Annotated in this window: 28 protein-coding genes; all 28 read left to right on the top strand. The window is 66.9% G+C overall.

The features are described 5' to 3' along the window. Positions 1 to 102: 102 nt before the first annotated feature. The 28 genes from tuf (at position 103) to rpmJ (ending at position 15,807) form a co-directional block, all read left to right on the top strand. Entirely contained in the window at positions 103 to 1,296 is a 1,194-nt protein-coding gene (gene tuf, locus AB0F81_RS11460; protein WP_328464953.1) for an elongation factor Tu, read from the top strand. A gap of 379 nt (positions 1,297 to 1,675) precedes the next feature. Next, positions 1,676 to 1,984, top strand: coding sequence for a 30S ribosomal protein S10 (rpsJ, locus tag AB0F81_RS11455; RefSeq protein ID WP_007073037.1), 309 nt, complete (start codon positions 1,676 to 1,678; stop codon positions 1,982 to 1,984). A 12-nt stretch (positions 1,985 to 1,996) separates the two neighbouring features. Next, on the top strand, positions 1,997 to 2,647 hold the full coding sequence (gene rplC, locus AB0F81_RS11450) for a 50S ribosomal protein L3 (protein ID WP_360194701.1): 651 nt from the start codon (positions 1,997 to 1,999) through the stop codon (positions 2,645 to 2,647). After that, positions 2,644 to 3,291: a 50S ribosomal protein L4 gene (gene rplD / locus AB0F81_RS11445; RefSeq protein WP_360194698.1), complete on the top strand. Its 648-nt coding sequence runs from the start codon at positions 2,644 to 2,646 to the stop codon at positions 3,289 to 3,291. The genes rplC and rplD overlap by 4 nt, the downstream gene beginning before the upstream one ends. Further along, a complete protein-coding gene (gene rplW, locus AB0F81_RS11440; RefSeq protein WP_106315557.1) occupies positions 3,288 to 3,590 on the top strand; it encodes a 50S ribosomal protein L23 in 303 nt (100 codons plus the stop codon). Before rplD ends, rplW begins: the two co-directional genes overlap by 4 nt. Positions 3,591 to 3,604: 14 nt before the next feature. Beyond that, positions 3,605 to 4,444, top strand: a complete 840-nt coding sequence (gene rplB, locus AB0F81_RS11435) for a 50S ribosomal protein L2 (protein WP_360194694.1) — start codon at positions 3,605 to 3,607, stop codon at positions 4,442 to 4,444. A gap of 12 nt (positions 4,445 to 4,456) precedes the next feature. Continuing rightward, a complete protein-coding gene (gene rpsS, locus AB0F81_RS11430) occupies positions 4,457 to 4,738 on the top strand; it encodes a 30S ribosomal protein S19 (RefSeq protein ID WP_014687760.1) in 282 nt (93 codons plus the stop codon). Positions 4,739 to 4,775: 37 nt separating this feature from the next. Further along, positions 4,776 to 5,234, top strand: a complete 459-nt coding sequence (gene rplV / locus AB0F81_RS11425) for a 50S ribosomal protein L22 (protein WP_360194690.1) — start codon at positions 4,776 to 4,778, stop codon at positions 5,232 to 5,234. Beyond that, the gene (rpsC, locus tag AB0F81_RS11420) at positions 5,234 to 6,085 is read left to right on the top strand and encodes a 30S ribosomal protein S3 (protein ID WP_360194687.1); all 852 of its coding nucleotides are present in this window, start codon (positions 5,234 to 5,236) and stop codon (positions 6,083 to 6,085) included. Before rplV ends, rpsC begins: the two co-directional genes overlap by 1 nt. Positions 6,086 to 6,088: 3 nt before the next feature. After that, positions 6,089 to 6,514: a 50S ribosomal protein L16 gene (rplP, locus tag AB0F81_RS11415; protein WP_014440729.1), complete on the top strand. Its 426-nt coding sequence runs from the start codon at positions 6,089 to 6,091 to the stop codon at positions 6,512 to 6,514. Further along, positions 6,514 to 6,747 (top strand): 50S ribosomal protein L29, encoded by a 234-nt coding sequence (gene rpmC, locus AB0F81_RS11410; RefSeq protein ID WP_014440730.1) that lies wholly within the window; start codon positions 6,514 to 6,516, stop codon positions 6,745 to 6,747. Before rplP ends, rpmC begins: the two co-directional genes overlap by 1 nt. Next, the gene (gene rpsQ / locus AB0F81_RS11405; protein WP_360194682.1) at positions 6,744 to 7,016 is read left to right on the top strand and encodes a 30S ribosomal protein S17; all 273 of its coding nucleotides are present in this window, start codon (positions 6,744 to 6,746) and stop codon (positions 7,014 to 7,016) included. Before rpmC ends, rpsQ begins: the two co-directional genes overlap by 4 nt. Before the next feature lie 96 nt (positions 7,017 to 7,112). Continuing rightward, complete coding sequence (gene rplN, locus AB0F81_RS11400) at positions 7,113 to 7,481, top strand: 50S ribosomal protein L14 (protein ID WP_015619002.1); 369 nt, start codon at positions 7,113 to 7,115, stop codon at positions 7,479 to 7,481. Further along, positions 7,478 to 7,798, top strand: coding sequence for a 50S ribosomal protein L24 (gene rplX / locus AB0F81_RS11395; protein ID WP_360194857.1), 321 nt, complete (start codon positions 7,478 to 7,480; stop codon positions 7,796 to 7,798). The genes rplN and rplX overlap by 4 nt, the downstream gene beginning before the upstream one ends. Continuing rightward, entirely contained in the window at positions 7,798 to 8,367 is a 570-nt protein-coding gene (gene rplE / locus AB0F81_RS11390; RefSeq protein WP_360194678.1) for a 50S ribosomal protein L5, read from the top strand. Before rplX ends, rplE begins: the two co-directional genes overlap by 1 nt. 2 nt (positions 8,368 to 8,369) lie before the next feature. Next, on the top strand, positions 8,370 to 8,555 hold the full coding sequence (locus AB0F81_RS11385) for a type Z 30S ribosomal protein S14 (protein WP_020513598.1): 186 nt from the start codon (positions 8,370 to 8,372) through the stop codon (positions 8,553 to 8,555). Between the two features lie 124 nt (positions 8,556 to 8,679). Continuing rightward, a complete protein-coding gene (gene rpsH / locus AB0F81_RS11380) occupies positions 8,680 to 9,087 on the top strand; it encodes a 30S ribosomal protein S8 (RefSeq protein WP_014440735.1) in 408 nt (135 codons plus the stop codon). 14 nt (positions 9,088 to 9,101) lie between these two features. Continuing rightward, positions 9,102 to 9,641: a 50S ribosomal protein L6 gene (gene rplF, locus AB0F81_RS11375; protein ID WP_360194675.1), complete on the top strand. Its 540-nt coding sequence runs from the start codon at positions 9,102 to 9,104 to the stop codon at positions 9,639 to 9,641. A gap of 8 nt (positions 9,642 to 9,649) precedes the next feature. Then, on the top strand, positions 9,650 to 10,033 hold the full coding sequence (gene rplR / locus AB0F81_RS11370) for a 50S ribosomal protein L18 (protein WP_360194854.1): 384 nt from the start codon (positions 9,650 to 9,652) through the stop codon (positions 10,031 to 10,033). A gap of 13 nt (positions 10,034 to 10,046) precedes the next feature. Beyond that, a complete protein-coding gene (gene rpsE, locus AB0F81_RS11365; protein ID WP_106315548.1) occupies positions 10,047 to 10,670 on the top strand; it encodes a 30S ribosomal protein S5 in 624 nt (207 codons plus the stop codon). Next, positions 10,670 to 10,852, top strand: a complete 183-nt coding sequence (gene rpmD, locus AB0F81_RS11360; RefSeq protein WP_043531070.1) for a 50S ribosomal protein L30 — start codon at positions 10,670 to 10,672, stop codon at positions 10,850 to 10,852. Before rpsE ends, rpmD begins: the two co-directional genes overlap by 1 nt. Further along, positions 10,853 to 11,302 carry a 50S ribosomal protein L15 gene (gene rplO / locus AB0F81_RS11355; RefSeq protein WP_360194670.1) on the top strand — a complete coding sequence of 150 codons (450 nt, stop codon included), beginning with the start codon at positions 10,853 to 10,855 and terminating at the stop codon, positions 11,300 to 11,302. A 504-nt stretch (positions 11,303 to 11,806) separates the two neighbouring features. Continuing rightward, positions 11,807 to 13,147: a preprotein translocase subunit SecY gene (gene secY, locus AB0F81_RS11350; protein ID WP_360194851.1), complete on the top strand. Its 1,341-nt coding sequence runs from the start codon at positions 11,807 to 11,809 to the stop codon at positions 13,145 to 13,147. A gap of 74 nt (positions 13,148 to 13,221) precedes the next feature. Continuing rightward, positions 13,222 to 13,875: an adenylate kinase gene (locus tag AB0F81_RS11345; RefSeq protein WP_043531067.1), complete on the top strand. Its 654-nt coding sequence runs from the start codon at positions 13,222 to 13,224 to the stop codon at positions 13,873 to 13,875. A gap of 1 nt (position 13,876) precedes the next feature. Next, entirely contained in the window at positions 13,877 to 14,707 is an 831-nt protein-coding gene (gene map / locus AB0F81_RS11340; RefSeq protein WP_360194666.1) for a type I methionyl aminopeptidase, read from the top strand. Positions 14,708 to 14,741: 34 nt separating this feature from the next. Then, complete coding sequence (locus tag AB0F81_RS11335) at positions 14,742 to 15,182, top strand: DUF1707 domain-containing protein (protein WP_360194663.1); 441 nt, start codon at positions 14,742 to 14,744, stop codon at positions 15,180 to 15,182. A 237-nt stretch (positions 15,183 to 15,419) separates the two neighbouring features. Further along, a complete protein-coding gene (gene infA, locus AB0F81_RS11330; protein ID WP_007073013.1) occupies positions 15,420 to 15,641 on the top strand; it encodes a translation initiation factor IF-1 in 222 nt (73 codons plus the stop codon). A gap of 49 nt (positions 15,642 to 15,690) precedes the next feature. Further along, the gene (gene rpmJ, locus AB0F81_RS11325; RefSeq protein WP_014440745.1) at positions 15,691 to 15,807 is read left to right on the top strand and encodes a 50S ribosomal protein L36; all 117 of its coding nucleotides are present in this window, start codon (positions 15,691 to 15,693) and stop codon (positions 15,805 to 15,807) included. The last annotated feature ends 81 nt before the right edge of the window (positions 15,808 to 15,888 follow it).

Here is a 15,888-nt window from a genome sequence, read left to right as displayed (position 1 = left end):
GGCCCGTCGAGGGCCGCACGTGCACGAGCAGTCGACAGAGTCCTGAGCGCCTTATCGGCGTGCCGGGCGAAAAGTAATGACACAGTCCACAGGAGGACACCAGTGGCGAAGGCGAAGTTCGAGCGGACTAAGCCGCACGTCAACATCGGCACCATTGGTCACATCGACCACGGTAAGACGACGCTGACTGCGGCCATCACGAAGGTCCTGCACGACGAGTTCCCCGAGCTGAACCCGTACACCCCGTTCGACGAGATCGACAAGGCGCCGGAGGAGAAGGCCCGCGGCATCACGATCTCGATCGCGCACGTCGAGTACCAGACCGCGGCGCGCCACTACGCGCACGTGGACTGCCCCGGCCACGCCGACTACATCAAGAACATGATCACCGGTGCCGCCCAGATGGACGGCGCGATCCTGGTCGTGGCCGCCACCGACGGCCCGATGCCGCAGACCAAGGAGCACGTCCTCCTGGCTCGCCAGGTCGGCGTTCCGTACATCGTCGTCGCCCTGAACAAGAGCGACATGGTCGAGGACGAGGAGCTCCTGGAGCTCGTCGAGCTCGAGGTCCGCGAGCTGCTCAGCACCTACGAGTTCCCGGGCGACGACCTGCCGGTCGTGCGCGTGTCGGCGCTCAAGGCGCTCGAGGGCGACCCGGAGTGGACCGGCAAGCTCATGGAGCTGATGAACGCGGTCGACACCGCGATCCCGCAGCCCGAGCGTGAGACCGAGAAGCCGTTCCTCATGCCGATCGAGGACGTCTTCACGATCACCGGTCGTGGCACCGTGGTGACCGGTCGCGCCGAGCGCGGCATCCTCAAGCCGAACGAGGAGGTCGAGATCGTCGGTATCCGCGAGAAGTCGACCAAGACCGTTTGCACCGGCATCGAGATGTTCCGCAAGCTGCTCGACGAGGCCCGCGCGGGTGAGAACGTCGGTCTGCTGCTCCGCGGCATCAAGCGCGAGGACGTCGAGCGCGGCATGGTCGTCGTGAAGCCGGGCACCACGACTCCGCACACGGAGTTCGAGGGCCAGGTCTACATCCTCTCGAAGGAGGAGGGTGGCCGGCACACCCCGTTCTTCCAGAACTACCGGCCGCAGTTCTACTTCCGCACCACGGACGTCACCGGCGTCGTCACGCTGCCCGAGGGCACCGAGATGGTCATGCCCGGCGACTCCACCTCCATGTCCGTGAAGCTGATCCAGCCGATCGCCATGGAGCAGGGCCTGAAGTTCGCGATCCGTGAGGGTGGCCGCACCGTCGGCGCCGGAACGGTCACGAAGATCAACAAGTAAATCGAGGCTTGTTCACGGTGGCCTCGGTCACCGTGACGCCTAACTGGTGACCCCGATTAGCGTTGCCGGATTCAATCCGGCATACTAGTCAGGTTGCGTCCGCGCGGGGTGGGCAGCTGCTCGAGGAAACACTGCTCGTTCAGTTGCCCACCCTCGCCGGGTGTCCGGGTGTGTTCCTTTGCCGCCCGACACCCTCAGATCCCCGCGATCGATTCGCTTCAGGTGACTGAAGTGAGATCAGAGTGCCCAGCATTCTGAGACAAGGCGCGACACGCCCGACCGCGGGGGTCGGACAACGCAGGATCAACGGTCCTGCGGGCATGCGGAGGCCACCCGCTTTCGCACGTAGCGGCATCGAGAGAAGGAAACAGAAGCCACCATGGCGGGACAGAAGATCCGCATCCGGCTCAAGGCCTATGACCACGAGGTCGTCGACTCCTCGGCGCGGAAGATCGTCGAGACGGTGACGCGTACCGGGGCGCAGGTCGCGGGCCCGGTGCCGCTGCCCACGGAGATCAACCGTTTCTGCGTGATCCGTTCGCCGCACAAGTACAAGGACTCGCGCGAGCACTTCGAGATGCGCACGCACAAGCGTCTGATCGACATCATCGACCCGACTCCGAAGACGGTCGACTCGCTCATGCGCCTCGACCTGCCGGCTGGCGTCGACATCGAGATCAAGCTGTAGGGATCCGGACAAATGGACAGGCAAGTAAAGGGGATCCTGGGCGCCAAGCTCGGCATGACCCAGGTCTGGGACAACAACAAGGTCGTCCCGGTAACCGTGGTGCAGGCCGGCCCGTGCGTCGTGACCCAGGTCCGCACCGATGAGAAGGACGGCTACTCCGCGGTCCAGCTGGCGTACGGCGCGATCGACCCGCGGAAGGTCAACAAGCCGGAGAGCGGCCACTTCGCGAAGGCGAACGTCTCGCCCCGGCGCCACGTCGTCGAGCTGCGCACCACCGACGCCGGTGAGTACGAGCTCGGCCAGGAGGTCACCGTCGAGGCGTTCGAGGCGGGTACGCCGATCGACGTCACCGGTAAGACCAAGGGCAAGGGCTACGCCGGTGTCATGAAGCGGCACGGCTTCCACGGTCTGCGCGCCAGCCACGGTGTCGAGCGCAAGCACCGCTCGCCCGGCTCGATCGGCGCCTGCGCCACCCCGGGTCGCGTCTTCAAGGGCGTCCGGATGGCCGGCCGGATGGGTGGCAAGCGCTTCACGGTGCAGAACCTGGTCATCCAGGCGGTTGACACCGAGCGCAACCTGATCCTGGTCAAGGGTGCGGTGCCCGGTCCCAAGGGCGCGCTGATCCTGGTCCGCACCGCGGCGAAGAAGGGTGGTGCCAAGTGAGCTCGGTTGACGTGATCAACGCCGAGGGCAACAAGGCCGGCTCGGTCGAGCTGCCCGCCAAGGTCTTCGACGTGCAGGCGAACATCCCGCTGATGCACCAGGTCGTCGTGGCCCAGCTGGCCGCGGCCCGGCAGGGTACGCACAAGGCGAAGAGCCGCGGTGAGGTCGCCGGCGGCGGCAAGAAGCCGTACAAGCAGAAGGGCACCGGTCGCGCCCGTCAGGGCTCGATCCGCGCGCCGCAGTTCACCGGTGGTGGCGTCGTGCACGGCCCCGTGCCGCGCGACTACAGCCAGCGGACCCCCAAGAAGATGAAGGCCGCCGCTCTGCGTGGCGCCCTCTCCGACCGGGCCCGGGACGGCCGCGTGTTCGTCGTCGAGTCCTTCGTCAGCGGCGAGAAGCCGTCGACCAAGGCCGCCGTCACCACGCTGCGCAAGGTCGCCCAGACCAACAAGGTCCTCGTGGTGCTGGACAGCCAGGACGAACTGAACTGGGTGTCGCTGCGCAACGAGCCGACCGTGCACCTCATCGAGGCCGGCCAGCTGAACACGTACGACGTGCTGGTCGCCGACGAGGTCGTCTTCACGAAGGTCGCGCTCGACGAGTTCCTGGGCGGGTCCGAGAAGTCCGAGGAGGGCGACAAGTGAGCACGATCGCCGACCCGCGCGACATCATCGTCGCCCCGGTGGTCTCCGAGAAGAGCTACAGCGTTCTCGACCAGAACTGGTACACGTTCGAGGTCCGCCCGGACGCGAACAAGACCCAGATCAAGATCGCGATCCAGCAGATCTTCAACGTCCGCGTGCTGACCGTGAACACGGCGAACCGTGAGGGCAAGCGCAAGCGCACCCGCTCCGGCTGGGGGCAGCGCAAGGCCACCAAGCGCGCGATGGTGAAGCTGGCTGACGGTGACCGTATCGAGGCCTTCGGCGGCCCGGTCAGCTAAGGGGTTTGTGAATCATGGCAATCCGTAAGTACAAGCCGACCACGCCGGGCCGCCGCGGCTCGAGCGTCTCGGACTTCGCCGAGATCACCCGGTCGACGCCGGAGAAGTCGCTGCTGGTCCCGCTGCCCAAGAAGGGTGGTCGCAACGTCCACGGCCGCATCACCACGCGGCACCAGGGCGGTGGCCACAAGCGGCAGTACCGGCTGATCGACTTCAAGCGGAACGACAAGGACGGCGTGCCGGCCAAGGTCGCTCACATCGAGTACGACCCCAACCGCACCTCCCGCATCGCGCTGCTGCACTACGCCGACGGCGAGAAGCGCTACATCCTCGCGCCGAAGGACCTGAAGCAGGGCGACCGCGTCGAGTCGGGCGTGGGCGCGGACATCAAGCCGGGGAACAACCTTCCCCTGCGCAACATCCCGGTCGGTACGACGGTCCACGGTGTGGAGCTTCGTCCCGGCGGTGGCGCCAAGCTGGCCCGTTCGGCCGGCGTCGGTATCCAGCTGCTCGGCCGTGAGGGCGCCTACGCCACGCTGCGTATGCCTTCCGGTGAGATCCGTCGTGTCGACATCCGCTGCCGCGCGACGGTCGGCGAGATCGGCAACGCCGAGCAGTCGAACATCAACTGGGGTAAGGCCGGCCGTATGCGGTGGAAGGGCAAGCGCCCCACCGTCCGTGGTGTCGCCATGAACCCGATCGACCACCCGCACGGTGGTGGTGAGGGTAAGACCTCCGGTGGCCGCCACCCGGTCAACCCGGCCGGTAAGCCGGAGGGCCGTACCCGCCGCAAGGGCCAGGAGAGCGACAAGCTGATCGTTCGCCGCCGCTACGCCACCCGCAAGCGCGGGTAACGGGAGTTAAAGATGCCTCGCAGCCTCAAGAAGGGCCCGTTCGTCGACGACCACCTGCTCAAGAAGGTGGAAGTCCAGAACGAGAAGAACTCGAAGAACGTCATCAAGACCTGGTCGCGGCGCTCGACGATCATCCCCGACATGCTCGGGCACACGATCGCCGTGCACGACGGGCGCAAGCACGTCCCGGTGTTCGTCACCGAGGCCATGGTCGGGCACAAGCTCGGCGAGTTCGCTCTGACCCGTACGTTCAAGGGTCACGAGAAGGACGACCGCAAGAGCCGTCGGCGCTAAGCAGATACACGGATTAGAGGAATTAGGAGCTACAGCGATGCCAGTTAAGGGCGACGCTCCGGTGCTTCCGGGCGCGCGGGCGGTTGCGCGGCACGTGCGCATCTCGCCGAACAAGGCGCGCCGGGTGGTCAACCTCGTCCGCGGTCTGCCCGCGAAGGAGGCGCTCACCGTCCTGCAGTTCGCGCCGCAGGCCGCCAGCGAGCAGGTCTACAAGGTCCTCGCCAGCGCCATCGCGAACGCGGAGAACAACGAGCGGCTCGACCCCGACGCTCTCCTCGTCAGCGAGGCGTTCGTCGACGAGGGGCCGACGCTGAAGCGGTTCCGTCCGCGGGCCCAGGGCCGTGCGTACCGGATCCGCAAGCGCACCTGTCACATCACCATCGCGGTCGAGGCGGTCCAGACGGCCCGCCCGGCGAAGAAGGCCGCGGCGAAGAAGGCCGACAAGCCGGCTGAGCCGCAGGCTGCCGAGTCCCAGAGCACGGAGGGTGCCGAGTAATGGGTCAGAAGGTTCACCCCACCGGGTTCCGCCTCGGCATCTCCACCGACTGGAAGAGCCGCTGGTTCGCGGACAAGCTCTACAAGGACTACATCGGCGAGGACGTCAAGATCCGCCGCATGATGTCCAAGGGCCTGGAGCGCGCCGGCATCTCCAAGGTGGACATCGAGCGGACCCGCGACCGGGTCCGGGTCGACATCCACACCGCCCGGCCGGGCATCGTCATCGGCCGTAAGGGTGCGGAGGCCGACCGGATCCGCGGCGAGCTCGAGAAGCTCACCGGCAAGCAGGTCCAGCTGAACATCCTCGAGGTGAAGAGCCCCGAGTCGGACGCGCAGCTCGTGGCGCAGGGCGTCGCCGAGCAGCTGTCCAGCCGGGTCAGCTTCCGCCGGGCGATGCGTAAGGCCATGCAGTCGGCCATGAAGAACCCGATCTGCAAGGGCATCCGGGTGCAGGTCTCCGGCCGTCTCGGCGGCGCGGAGATGAGCCGCACGGAGTTCTACCGTGAGGGTCGCGTTCCGCTGCACACGCTGCGGGCCAACATCGAGTACGGCTTCTTCGAGGCCCGTACCACGTTCGGCCGCATCGGCGTGAAGGTCTGGATCTACAAGGGCGACGCCGTTCCGGGCCGCGAGGTCGTCACCGAGGCCCCGTCGCGTCCGCGGCGTGACCGTGGTGACCGTCCCGAGCGTCCGCGTCGTGGCCGTTCCGGTTCGTCCGGCACGACCGCGGGCGGCACCGAGGCCGGCCGGGCTGCGGCCCAGTCCCGGTCCACCGGTGACGGCGACAACGTGAACGACGCCGCGGTCGCCGCGGCTCCGGCTCCGGCCGAGACGCAGCAGGAGGGCTGACACATGCTGATGCCGCGTAAGCCCCCAAAGGGCTTCCGTAAGCCGCACCACCCGGACCGCAGTGGCGCGTCCAAGGGTGGTAACCGGGTCGTCTTCGGCGAGTTCGGTATCCAGGCTCTGGAGCCGGCGTACGTGACGAACCGGCAGATCGAGTCGGCGCGTATCGCGATGACCCGTCACATCAAGCGTGGCGGCAAGGTCTGGATCTCGATCTTCCCGGACCAGGCTCTGACCAAGAAGCCGGCCGAGACCCGGATGGGTTCCGGTAAGGGTTCTCCCGAGTGGTGGGTGGCGAACGTCAAGCCGGGACGCATCCTCTTCGAGATGTCGTTCCCGAACGAGACGGTCGCGCGTGAGGCGATGCGCCGCGCGATCCACAAGCTCCCGATGAAGTGCCGCATCGTGACACGCGAAGTGGGTGAAAGCTGATGGCAGCGGGCGTTAAGGCAGCCGAGCTGCGCGAACTCTCCGAGGAGGAGCTGGTTTCGCGGCTGCGGGAGGCCAAGGCGGAGCTGTTCAACCTTCGTGTGCAGCGCGCGACCGGCCAGCTCGACAACCACCGTCGGCTGCAGGTCGTCCGCAAGGACATCGCGAAGATCTACACGATCATGCGTGAGCGCGAGCTGGGGCTCTCGGTTGCGCCGGATGAGGTGACAGCATGAGTGAGAACGCGACTGCACCCCGCGCCCAGCGCAAGGTGCGTGAAGGTCTCGTGGTCAGCGACAAGATGGACAAGACCGTCGTGGTCGAGGTCGAGGACCGGGTCAAGCACGCGCTGTACGGCAAGGTCATCCGTCGTACCCGCAAGCTGAAGGTGCACGACGAGCAGAACTCCGCCGGCATCGGCGACCGGGTTCTGCTGATGGAGACCCGCCCGCTGTCCGCCACCAAGCGGTGGCGGCTCGTGGAGATCCTCGAAAAGGCCAAGTGAGTGCGCTGGGGTCGGCCGAGGCCGGCCCCAGCGGACCATCGTTCCGCCAAGCTTCGGACCGCTTGTCCGGAGAACTGGCAGACATAGGAGACAGACGTGATCCAGCAGGAGTCGCGACTGCGCGTCGCCGACAACACGGGTGCCCGGGAGATCCTGTGCATCCGCGTACTCGGCGGCTCCGGTCGCCGTTACGCGAGCATCGGCGACGTCATCGTGGCCACGGTCAAGGACGCCATCCCCGGTGCCGGTGTGAAGAAGGGTGACGTCGTCAAGGCGGTCATCGTCCGCACCGCGAAGGAGAAGCGGCGCCCGGACGGCTCGTACATCCGTTTCGACGAGAACGCCGCCGTCATCATCAAGGACGGCGGGGACCCCCGCGGCACCCGCATCTTCGGCCCGGTCGGGCGCGAGCTGCGCGACAAGCGGTTCATGAAGATCATCAGCCTGGCGCCGGAGGTGCTCTGACCGTGAAGATCAAGAAGGGCGACACGGTCGTCGTCATCGCCGGCAAGGACAAGGGTGCCAAGGGCAAGGTCATCGCGGCCTTCCCGCGGCAGGACAAGGTCCTGGTCGAGGGCGTCAACCGCGTCAAGAAGCACGAACGCATCCGCACCACCCAGCGTGGTTCGAAGACCGGCGGCATCGTCACTCAGGAAGCCCCGATCCACATCTCGAACGTGCAGGTGCTGGACGGCGACGGCAAGCCGACTCGTATCGGCTACAAGATTGACGAGAACGGCAACAAGGTCCGGATCGCGCGTACGACCGGTAAGGAACTCTGATGACTGCCGCTACCGAGACCAAGACGCTGCCGCGCCTCAAGACCAAGTACCGCTCCGAGGTCGTGCCGGCCATCCAGGAGCAGTTCAACTACGCCAACCCGATGCAGATCCCCGGCCTGGTCAAGGTCGTGGTCAACATGGGTGTCGGCGAGGCTGCCCGGGACGCCAAGCTGATCGACGGCGCGGTCCGCGACCTGACCACCATCACCGGTCAGAAGCCGCTGGTTCGCCGGGCGACCAAGTCGATCGCGCAGTTCAAGCTGCGTGAGGGCATGCCGATCGGCGCGAAGGTCACCCTCCGCGGCGACCGGATGTGGGAGTTCCTGGACCGGCTGCTGTCGATCGCGCTGCCGCGTATCCGTGACTTCCGCGGCCTGGACGGCAAGAAGCTGGACGGCCACGGCAACTACACCTTCGGCCTGACCGAGCAGTCGGTGTTCCACGAGATCGATCAGGACAAGATCGATCGGCCGCGGGGCATGGACATCACCGTGGTCACGACCGCCACGACTGACGACGAGGGCCGGGCGCTGCTGAAGCTCCTGGGCTTCCCGTTCAAGGAGAACTGAGCATGGCGAAGAAGGCGCTGATCCTGAAGGCTGCCGCGAAGCCGAAGTTCGCTGTGCGCGCCTACACCCGCTGCCAGAAGTGCGGTCGCCCGCACTCGGTGTACCGCAAGTTCGGCCTCTGCCGCGTTTGCGTGCGGGACATGGCTCACCGTGGCGAGCTGCCCGGCGTGTCCAAGGCCTCCTGGTAACCATCCAACCGCCCCACCCGCCGCCCAAAAGCGGACTGAAGGCTGGTTTCAGAGAAATACCGCTTCGCCGTAGGCCTGGGGGTCAGAGCCCGGGAACCCCGGCGAGAAAGGTTGACGAATACCCATGACGATGACGGACCCGATCGCAGACATGCTCACGCGTCTGCGTAACGCCAACCAGGCGTACCACGACAAGGTGACGATGCCCTACTCGAAGATCAAGGCGAACATCGCCGAGGTCCTCAAGGCTGAGGGTTACATCGCCTCGTGGACGTCTGAGGAGCCCGAGGAGGGCGCGGTCGGCAAGCGTCTGGTCGTTGAGCTCAAGTACGGCCAGAACCGTGAGCGCAGCCTCGCCGGCATCAAGCGCGTCTCGAAGCCCGGCCTGCGGGTTTACGCCAAGTCCGACGAGCTGCCTCGCGTGCTCGGTGGTCTCGGTGTCGCGATCATTTCGACGTCCCAGGGACTGCTGACCGACAAGCAGGCCCGCAAGCGGAGCGTTGGCGGGGAAGTCCTCGCCTTCGTCTGGTAACTGGAGACTTTGACATGTCGCGAATCGGACGTAAGTCGATCCCGGTGCCGGCCGGTGTCGACGTCACCATCACGGGGCAGACCGTCAAGGTCAAGGGCCCCAAGGGCGAGCTCTCGCACACCGTCGCCGAGCCGATCACGGTCTCGCAGGAGGGTGGCGAGCTGGTCGTCAACCGCCCCAACGACGAGCGCAAGGCCAAGGAACTGCACGGCCTCTCGCGCACCCTGGTCGCCAACATGATCATCGGCGTCACCGAGGGCTACAAGAAGGTGCTCGAGATCAACGGCACCGGTTACCGGGTCACCGCCAAGGGCAAGGACCTGGAGTTCGCTCTCGGTTTCTCGCACCCGGTGCTGGTGCCCGCGCCGAACGGCATCACCTTCTCGGTCGAGAAGCCGACCCAGTTCACGGTCACCGGCATCGACAAGCAGCTGGTGGGCGAGGTCTCGGCGAACATCCGCAAGATCCGTCCGCCGGAGCCCTACAAGGGCAAGGGTGTGAAGTACCAGGGCGAGGTCATCCGCCGCAAGGCTGGAAAGGCAGGTAAGAAGTGACCGCCACGCTGCTCAAGCGCCGCAACGGCGGCGGCGTCGCCGCCAAGCGTGCCGTCGGCAAGGCGCGTCGGCACTTCCGGGTCCGCAAGAACGTTCGTGGTACGGCCGAGCGCCCGCGCCTGGTCGTCACCCGGTCCACGCGGCACATCACCGCGCAGATCATCGACGACCTCAAGGGTCACACGCTGGCTTCGGCCTCCACGCTCGACGCCTCGATCCGGGGTGCCGAGGGCGACAAGAGCGCTCTGGCCGGCAAGGTCGGTGCGCTGGTCGCCGAGCGGGCCAAGGCCGCGGGCATTTCCAAGGTCGTCTTCGACCGCGGTGGCAACAAGTACGCGGGCCGGATTGCCGCGCTTGCGGACGCCGCCCGCGAAGCCGGACTCGAGTTCTAGGAGGGATTGACCAATGCCTGGTCAGCAGCGCCGAGGCGGCGGGTCCGGCGGTAACACCGAGGGTGGCAACCGCCGGGACAACCGCCGCGAGGGCGGCCGCGGCAACGCGCCCGTCGAGAAGACCCCGCACCTGGAGCGGGTCGTCGCGATCAACCGTGTCGCGAAGGTCGTCAAGGGTGGTCGTCGCTTCAGCTTCACCGCCCTGGTGATCGTCGGCGACGGTGACGGCACCGTCGGCATCGGCTACGGAAAGGCCAAGGAGGTGCCCGCGGCGATCGCCAAGGGCGTCGAGGAGGCCAAGAAGCACTTCTTCAAGGTTCCGCGGATCGGCGCGACCATCCCGCACCCGATCACGGGTGAGGCGGCGGCCGGCGTCGTGCTGCTCAAGCCGGCGTCCGCCGGTACCGGTGTTATCGCCGGTGGCCCGGTGCGTGCCGTGCTCGAGTGCGCGGGTATCCACGACATCCTGTCGAAGAGCCTCGGCTCGTCGAACCCGATCAACATCGTGCACGCGACCGTGGCCGCTCTGAAGGGCCTCGAGTCGCCGGAGATGGTCGCGAAGCGTCGTGGCCTCCCGGTCGAGGACGTGGCGCCGGCGGCCATGCTGGCAGCGCGTGCGGAAGCGGCGGTGCACTGATGGCGCGCTTGAAGGTCACCCAGATCCGGTCCGGTATCGGCCGTAAGCAGAACCAGCGGGACTCCCTGCGGTCGCTCGGCCTGAAGCGGATCAACGATGTGGTGGTCAAGGAGGACCGTCCCGAGATCCGGGGCATGATCTTCGCCGTGAACCACCTCGTCACTGTCGAGGAGGTCGAGTAAATGGCGATCAAGGTCCACCACCTGCGTCCGGCGCCCGGCGCCAAGACCGCGAAGACCCGGGTGGGTCGCGGTGAGGGCTCCAAGGGCAAGACCGCCGGTCGCGGTACCAAGGGCACCGGCGCCCGTAAGAACGTCTCGGCGGCGTTCGAGGGTGGGCAGATGCCCATCCACATGCGCCTGCCGAAGATGAAGGGCCTGCGCAACAAGCCCCGCAACAAGGTCGTCTTCCAGGTGGTCAACCTGGACCGGCTCGCCGAGCTGTTCCCGAACGGCGGCGAGGTCGGCCCGGCGGAGCTGGTCGAGGCCGGCGCTGTCCGCAAGGGCCAGCCGGTCAAGGTGCTCGGCTCCGGCGAGCTGGGCGGCGTTTCGCTGACCATCTCGGCGCACGCGTTCAGCGAGTCCGCCAAGGAGAAGATCGCCGCTGCCGGTGGCTCCGCCACCCAGCTGTAAGGCGTAAGCGGTCGAGGGCCGCGGCACCGGGGAGACCCGGCGCCGCGGCCTTCGTCGTTGCGGGGTATTCGGGGCGGTGGTACGCAAACGGCCCTGTGTGGCGCGTGAGGCGGCGATTTGGCCCCGAGGGTCCACCACCACGCACCTCGCGGGTCGACCGGGCTCAGGGGCGCTCAGGCGGCCGACGTACGCCCGCTCGTCGATCGAATGACTTCGAGTGACCGGGTCCTGTCCGCGCGTACCGTATTGTGGGACCCGGCTCGGGCACGGGGTGACCGGGCTCAGTGGAACGCGGCTTGCCGATCGTGGCGTAAGCAGACGGTTCAACCACGAAGCCGGACAGTTGTGTTGTACTGGGGCATCGGCCCATGCGATGCCGGTGGTTGCGCTCTCGGCCTTGCTGATACAGTGCTCCGCTGGCGGCCTCTACGGCTGCTCAATGATGTGTGCCCGAAGTTCCGGGATACCGCAACCCAGAGTGTGGCGACCACGCAGGAGGATCAGTTGTTGTCCGCCTTCTCGAGCGCGCTTCGGACGCCTGACCTGCGGAAGAAGCTACTCTTCACGGTAGCGATTATTGCCATCTACCGGCTCGGCGCCACATTGCCCAGTCCCGGTGTGTCCTACTCCAACGTGCAGAACTGCCTGGAGCTCACCGAGTCCGCGGGCAACAGCGTGCTGAACCTGTTGAACCTGTTCTCCGGTGGCGCGCTCCTGCAGCTCTCCGTCTTCGCGCTGGGCATCATGCCGTACATCACGGCGTCGATCATCCTGCAGCTGCTGACGGTCGTGATCCCCCGGCTGGAGCAGCTCCGCAAGGAGGGCCAGTCCGGCCAGGCGAAGATCACCCAGTACACCCGGTACCTGACGCTCGGCCTCGCCGTGCTGCAGGCCTCCGCGTTCGTCGCGCTCGCCCGTACCGGGCAGCTCTTCGGCAACATGTGCGACCAGGACAACCCGGCCTACCAGATCATCCCGGAGAACACCGGGCTGCCGATGTGGCTGACCCTGACCGTCCTGGTGATGACGATGACCGCCGGCACCGGTGTGGTCATGTGGCTGGGCGAGCTGATCACCGACCGTGGCGTCGGCAACGGCATGTCCGTCCTGATCTTCACCTCGATCGCGGCCCGCCTTCCCGGTGAGGGCTGGAGCATCAAGGAGTCGAGCGGCACCGGCAAGTTCCTGCTGGTCATCGGCCTGGTCCTGATCATCATCGCGCTGGTCGTCTTCATCGAGCAGGCGCAGCGCCGGATCCCGGTGCAGTACGCGAAGCGGATGATCGGCCGGCGGATGTACGGCGGCACCTCCACCTACATCCCGCTGAAGGTGAACCAGGCGGGTGTCGTCCCGGTCATCTTCGGTTCCTCGCTGCTCTACCTGCCGCAGCTGTACCTGCAGTTCTTCGACCAGAACAACCTCAAGGGCTACCAGATCTGGATCCAGAACAACCTGGCGGATCCGACCAGCCCGATCTACATCGGCCTGTACTTCCTGCTGATCATCTTCTTCACGTACTTCTACGTGTCGATCACGTTCAACCCGACTGAGGTCGCGGAGAACATGAAGAAGTACGGTGGGTTCGTTCCGGGCATCCGCCCGGGCAAGCCGACCGCCGACTACCTGGACTTCATCCTCAGCCGGATCACCCTGCCGGGTGCGCTGTACCTGGCGCTGATCTCGGTTCTGCCGAACTTCTTCTTCATCTGGCTCGACCAGGACCAGTACATGAACTTCCCGTTCGGTGGTACCGCTGTACTGATCATGGTTGGCGTGGGTCTGGAGACGGTGAAGCAGATCGAGAGCCAGCTCATGCAGCGGAACTACGAAGGGTTCCTCCGCTAGTGGGTACGCGGGGCCGGTTGGCTCTGCCGTCGACGGTGGGCGTGGGTTCTCGTGACCGAAGCGAGGAGATGTAGGTGCGGCTGGTACTGGTGGGCCCTCCGGGGGCCGGCAAGGGGACCCAGGCTGAGTTCATCGCCGCCCATCTCGCCGTACCGAAGATCTCGACCGGTGACATCTTCCGGGCCAACGTCTCGCAGGGCACCCCGCTCGGTGTCGAGGCCAAGCGCTACATGGACGCCGGTCAGCTGGTTCCGGACGAGGTGACCATCAACATGGTCCGGGACCGGCTCGCCGAACCGGACGCCAGCGACGGCTTCCTGCTCGACGGTTTCCCGCGTACCGTGCCGCAGGCCTCGGCCCTGGACAAGCTCCTGGCCGACCTGGGCACCGCGCTGGACATCGTGATGGAGCTCGTGGTCGACGACGACGAGGTCATCCGGCGGCTCTCGGGCCGCCGGACCTGCCGTGGTTGCGGCAAGATCTGGCACGTCGAGTTCGACCCGACGAGCAAGGAGAACATCTGCGACCGCTGCGGCAGCGAGCTGTTCCAGCGGGACGACGACAAGGCCGAGACCATCGCCAACCGGCTGGTGGAGTACGCGGACAAGACCGCGCCGCTGGTCGACTTCTACGGTGCTCAGGGCAAGCTGGTGGGCATCGACGCGACCGGTCCGGTGGAGGACGTCACGGTGCGCGCGATCGACGCCCTGCGGTCGTACGGCGGCTGAGATGGCTCGTCAGCAAGACATCCAGATCAAGACGCCGGAACAGATCGGGAAGATGCGGGCCGCCGGCCTGGTGGTGGCGGCCGCCCTCGACGCGATGCGGGACGCGGTGGCGCCCGGGGTGTCGACTGCCGACCTCGACTCGGTCGCCGAGAAGGTGATCCGCGACGCAGGCGCCGTGCCGTCGTTCAAGGGCTACCACGGCTTCCCGGCCTCGATCTGCGCCTCGGTCAACGAGCAGGTCGTGCACGGCATCCCGAGCACGGAGCTGATCCTGCGCGAGGGCGACCTGATCTCGCTGGACTGCGGCGCGATCCTGGACGGCTGGCACGGCGACGCGGCGATCACCGTCGGCGTCGGCGAGACCGACCCGGCCCTGCTGCGCATGGCCGAGGTCGCCGAGGACGCCATGTGGGCGGGCATCGCCGCCGCGGCCCGCGGCGCGGCCAACGGCCGCGGGCGGCTCACCGACATCTCGTTCAACATCGAGAAGGTGATCCGCAAGGCGGGCCGTTACGGCATCGTCGACGGGTACGGCGGCCACGGCATCGGCACCGAGATGCACCAGGACCCGCACGTGCTGAACCACGGCAAGCCGGGGCGCGGCGTGCGGGTGGTTCCCGGCATGGCGCTCGCGATCGAGCCGATGATCACCATGGGCTCTCCGCGCACGGTCGAGCTCGACGACGGCTGGACCGTGGTGACCCGGGACAGGTCCCGGGCCGCGCACGTGGAGCACACCATGGCGCTGCTGGACGACGGCGTGTGGGTGACCACCGCGCCGGACGGTGGCCGGGCCCGGCTCGGTGACCTGGTGACGGCCCGCCAGCGGTAGCCCACGGTGGTGCGTGCCTGCCATGCTGTGACTCATGGGGCACGAGGCGATGCGGGCCGGCGACAGTGACCGGCAGAAGGTCGCGGATCAGCTGAAGAGCGCGCTCGACGAGGGCCGCCTGGACCTGAACGAGTACGACGAGCGGGTGCAGAAGGCGTACGCGGCGCGGACCTACGGTGATCTCGACGGCCTGCTCGACGACCTGCCCGGCGCGATTCCGGTGCAGCGGGCGAGGGTCGAGCCGTACAGCCCGCCGGCACCGGCGCCCTACCCGGTGGAGCCGGCTCACGGGACGCACAGCGGGAAGCCGCGAGTGGCCCCCGCGGTCGGCGCTTTCCTGATCTGCGTGGTGATCTGGACGATCACCAGTGTGTCGTCCGGCGAGCTTCTCTACTTCTGGCCGGCCTGGGTGCTGATCCCGGTGGTGGTCGCGCTCGCCGCCCACTTCAGCGACCGGAACAAACGACGCGACTGAGACGATATCGTCGGGTATGTCCGACGCAGACACGCCCGACCACGGGTTGCGGAACCCTCGGTTTGGCGTCGCTGTTGCGGGCGCGTAGACTGGCTTGCTGGCGCGCAGCGTCCACTCCTCCATGTCCTCACGCGCTTCGAGGAAGCGGGGGAGCCGCGGCTGGTCCGGGCTGTTTTCAGCTCGGGTAAGACGTTGCGCAAGCCTGCCCCACGAACCCGATGTCAGGTAGCGGAGGACATGCCTAAGAAAGACGGAGCCATCGAGATCGAAGGCCGAGTGATCGAGCCCCTGCCGAACGCCATGTTCCGCGTCGAGCTCGCCAATGGTCACAAGGTCCTGGCACACATCTCCGGGAAGATGCGCCAGCACTACATCCGCATCCTTCCCGAGGACAGGGTCGTCGTCGAACTCTCGCCGTACGACCTGACCCGTGGGCGAATCGTCTACCGCTACAAGTAAGCGGGTCGCGGGGTTTTCTATCCCGTCTGACTGAGAGTTAAGGCAAACCGTGAAGGTCAAGCCGAGCGTCAAGCGGATCTGCAACAACTGCCGGGTCATCCGGCGGCACGGCCGGGTCATGGTCATCTGCAGCACCGACCCGCGCCACAAGCAGCGCCAGGGCTGACAAGCCTCAGCGCAGGATCCGTACCACAGCACAAGCTCGTTCCAGCCGCGGTGCTCACCTGAGGGTGGCACGCGGCCGCAC

Source organism: Actinoplanes sp. NPDC024001 (assembly GCF_040638955.1).
Classification (GTDB): domain Bacteria; phylum Actinomycetota; class Actinomycetes; order Mycobacteriales; family Micromonosporaceae; genus Actinoplanes.
The sequence above is the reverse complement of the archived record's forward strand: the minus strand, read 5'-3'. Positions and strand labels throughout refer to the sequence as shown.

Bases quoted from the DNA above. Each gene is read 5' to 3' on its own strand.
- rplB (WP_360194694.1), top strand. From the start codon at position 3,605: ATGGCAATCCGTAAGTACAAGCCGACCACGCCGGGCCGCCGCGGCTCG.
- rpmC (WP_014440730.1), top strand. From the start codon at position 6,514: ATGGCAGCGGGCGTTAAGGCAGCCGAGCTGCGCGAACTCTCCGAGGAG.
- rpsJ (WP_007073037.1), top strand. From the start codon at position 1,676: ATGGCGGGACAGAAGATCCGCATCCGGCTCAAGGCCTATGACCACGAG.
- rplE (WP_360194678.1), top strand. From the start codon at position 7,798: ATGACTGCCGCTACCGAGACCAAGACGCTGCCGCGCCTCAAGACCAAG.
- infA (WP_007073013.1), top strand. From the start codon at position 15,420: ATGCCTAAGAAAGACGGAGCCATCGAGATCGAAGGCCGAGTGATCGAG.
- rplO (WP_360194670.1), top strand. From the start codon at position 10,853: ATGGCGATCAAGGTCCACCACCTGCGTCCGGCGCCCGGCGCCAAGACC.
- rpsH (WP_014440735.1), top strand. From the start codon at position 8,680: ATGACGATGACGGACCCGATCGCAGACATGCTCACGCGTCTGCGTAAC.
- AB0F81_RS11385 (WP_020513598.1), top strand. From the start codon at position 8,370: ATGGCGAAGAAGGCGCTGATCCTGAAGGCTGCCGCGAAGCCGAAGTTC.
- rplC (WP_360194701.1), top strand. From the start codon at position 1,997: ATGGACAGGCAAGTAAAGGGGATCCTGGGCGCCAAGCTCGGCATGACC.
- rplF (WP_360194675.1), top strand. From the start codon at position 9,102: ATGTCGCGAATCGGACGTAAGTCGATCCCGGTGCCGGCCGGTGTCGAC.
- map (WP_360194666.1), top strand. From the start codon at position 13,877: ATGGCTCGTCAGCAAGACATCCAGATCAAGACGCCGGAACAGATCGGG.
- rpsS (WP_014687760.1), top strand. From the start codon at position 4,457: ATGCCTCGCAGCCTCAAGAAGGGCCCGTTCGTCGACGACCACCTGCTC.
- rpsC (WP_360194687.1), top strand. From the start codon at position 5,234: ATGGGTCAGAAGGTTCACCCCACCGGGTTCCGCCTCGGCATCTCCACC.
- rplP (WP_014440729.1), top strand. From the start codon at position 6,089: ATGCTGATGCCGCGTAAGCCCCCAAAGGGCTTCCGTAAGCCGCACCAC.
- rpsQ (WP_360194682.1), top strand. From the start codon at position 6,744: ATGAGTGAGAACGCGACTGCACCCCGCGCCCAGCGCAAGGTGCGTGAA.
- rplV (WP_360194690.1), top strand. From the start codon at position 4,776: ATGCCAGTTAAGGGCGACGCTCCGGTGCTTCCGGGCGCGCGGGCGGTT.
- rpmD (WP_043531070.1), top strand. From the start codon at position 10,670: ATGGCGCGCTTGAAGGTCACCCAGATCCGGTCCGGTATCGGCCGTAAG.
- rpsE (WP_106315548.1), top strand. From the start codon at position 10,047: ATGCCTGGTCAGCAGCGCCGAGGCGGCGGGTCCGGCGGTAACACCGAG.
- AB0F81_RS11335 (WP_360194663.1), top strand. From the start codon at position 14,742: ATGGGGCACGAGGCGATGCGGGCCGGCGACAGTGACCGGCAGAAGGTC.